2 protein-coding genes are annotated in these 2,716 nt (G+C 50.7%); one reads left to right on the forward strand and one right to left on the reverse strand.

Going from position 1 to position 2,716, the window contains the following annotated elements; genetic code table 11:
- Window positions 1–264 precede the first annotated feature (264 nt).
- Entirely contained in the window at window positions 265–618 is a 354-nt protein-coding gene (locus ACXWUF_RS21625; protein ID WP_458503405.1) for a hypothetical protein, read from the forward strand.
- Here ACXWUF_RS21625 and ACXWUF_RS21630 read toward each other — a convergent pair.
- A complete protein-coding gene (locus ACXWUF_RS21630) occupies window positions 531–2,417 on the reverse strand; it encodes a polymorphic toxin-type HINT domain-containing protein (protein ID WP_458503404.1) in 1,887 nt (628 codons plus the stop codon). The genes ACXWUF_RS21625 and ACXWUF_RS21630 overlap by 88 nt on opposite strands.
- Window positions 2,418–2,716 lie beyond the last annotated feature (299 nt).

Genomic DNA, 2,716 nt, shown 5'->3' on the forward strand with positions numbered 1-2,716 from the left:
TGGACAAGGGCTTAAGCCGTTGAAAAACGTCCAAACTAAAGTTCGGACTCCAGCGGTCACAGCGCTCGGTTTTCTTATACTGCGTTCAGCCACAAACTGAACATCTTGCCCATTCTCCCCCTGGGAGAGGGTTGGGGTGAGGGGGGATTAAAAAGCCCGCGTAGGTCCGATTAGCGCAGCGTAATCGGACGCATGAATCTTGATCGACTGCGGCCCATCCAAACCCATTCAAAACGGAATATGCCTAATTATCGGCGTGCTTTCATGCCTGGCGGCACTTGGTTTTTCACCGTCAACTTGTTGCAACGGCATGGCAACCGTTTGTTGGTGCGCGAAATCGACTTGTTGCGCGTCACCGTGAGAAACGTGCGTGACCGCTACCCCTTCCATGTCGACGCCTGGGTCGTCTTGCCCGAACACCTGCATTGCGTTTGGACCTTGCCGCCGGGGGACAGGGCCGTAGGATGGGTAGAGGCGATAGCCGAAACCCATCCATTCGGGGATTCCGCGATATCTCATGATGGGTTTCGCTACCGCTCTACCCATCCTACGCGGGCTGTTATGCCCCAAGGAGCGCCGACGGGTCCCAGTGAAAGCTTTCTATCAATAAATATCTGATAACCATCCTCTTCGCGGTGACCTTCAACCATAATCCAGTTGAGTCCTTGTTGCGAGGTGCCCTCTGCGAAAGGTCCATTGATGGTGTTATCGTATGGAACGGCGTATTCTAAACGCATCCCAGGATCGCCTTTCAATACTAAACGACCCTCTACCTCGTCTTCAAAAAGTACGTCTTTATCTATTTTCTTTCCAAGTTCAATAGCTTCCTTTAAATCTTTTGCGCCATCTCTTGGTGCGACGTAAAACACATCACTGGGTGGATCAGCGACATTCAATATTTTTTTAAGCTCTTCTTCCGAGTAATAAAGATATATCTGAGCAGGCGGCAGCTTCGACGTTTCGGTTTCTGCCATCATCAGCGCCGCCCCATCACAATTTGAGTTGTGGACCCAGACGCCTTCCTCCCCAACAAAATAGGTATGGAAATCCTCAACCTCAATGTTGTAAACACGGTGTCGGAAACCATGGCCGGTACATTCATGCCCTTGTTTACTTAAATAATTTATTTGACCCTGCTGATCGAATTCGACGCAATAATGTTTTTCGCTGTCATAAGCATCATGGTCATAAACCAACCCAATACTAGAATTGTCGGTGGTTAATATGCGTTTGTTTGCCCAGACAAAACCCCGAATGCCACCCGCCATTTCCAGTTCTTGCCCGCTTTCCAGATGAATAGCCGCTGTCCAGCCCTGATTCTTCACCCAAAACGGATGATCATCGGTGGCGAAAAGAACATATTCATCACAATCTTGAGATGTTTTTCCTGTAATATCTATAGGTATTGTGTATTCTATTGCCCGGATATTCTTATCCTCATGAATGTGGGTCTTGACAACTCGCTTGTAGGCCCGCACCCCGGCTCCAATCTCGGGCTGCGATAGAACCATATCCCCCACCTTGATCTGTTCGATGGGGACCAAGCCTTTGTCGGTCCAAACCGGCGTGCCCGCGACGAAGCACGCCCGCTCGTAGAAGGGCAGTGTATCGATTGGGGCCGTTAATTTCTCCAGCACCTTCCTCTTCAATGCGGTTCCGGTCAAATCAGGTTGTTCCGCCCGCAAAGCCGCCTCGATTTTGGCGGGGACTCGTCGGAACTCATTTTGAAATATTTCTTCGAGTTTCTTCTGGTCGCGGAGTCCCACTACGGCCCCGTCTATAAATTGTTTTTGAAAATCTTCGGCGTATTTGATTTGCTCATCCAAGGTCAAGGTTTTATCTAGCTTGGTAACCGCTTGGTTCCAGGCTGTCTGATACCATTTGCTCACGTCATATAAGGTCAGCGAACCTCGTATCGGGGTCATAACAGCGAACCGTTCAATATCCCCCTTCATTATCGTTATCTTCGTCCGCCCCTTAATGGAAAAGGTGTTGTCATCCGAACGGATCAGGGAACTGGGCGGCTCTTCCCCCTCAACCACCTCAGGCATCGCCGGTGCCTCCTCCGTATTCTCCATAACCGTCATCAGCTTGGTGTCCTCTATTTCCAAGCCGATCATTTCGCCCATAGCCTGTAAAAGTTGTTGCACCATTAAAGGCGCAAACTCATACGCCGTGCCAATAGCACCTAGTGCGCCACCCAGAACCGCGCCAAATCCGCCCGACAGCAGAAGACGTGGCAGCGAGAAGCTCGATTGGTCAGATACCCCGTTGGTAACTCGCTTTACCTCATTTAGCCCGGTCTCTAATAAAGTTTCAAAAGCGAGGCCAGCGCCCGCCGCATTGGCGGCGCTGCCCAGCAACTTTTGGGTAAGGCTGCTGGCATTGGAAGTGAGTGCCGTGATCTTATTTCCCACGCCGAAGCTAACGTATGTCGCAAAACCGGTGGCTAGCAGGTCGATAAAGTTGGCTTGGACGAACTTGTTTAGGACTTACGCAGAAACTTGAAGCTTCCGCAGAACCCCAGTGGTTCATGCTTGAAAATTAAGCGAAGGCCAAGGGTATTGACGGGCGCCTAAGTTGCTCCCTCATATACCCGGAGAGAAGGTTGTTTTTCAAGGCGTAAATGTTGGTTCTGAGTTTCCTGGCGAGCCTTGTCAGGCCGTGCCAAGCGAGTATGGCGCAGCCGATGTGGTTTTTCTGGGCTCGGGCTTTG

Source organism: Methylomagnum sp. (assembly GCF_054333355.1).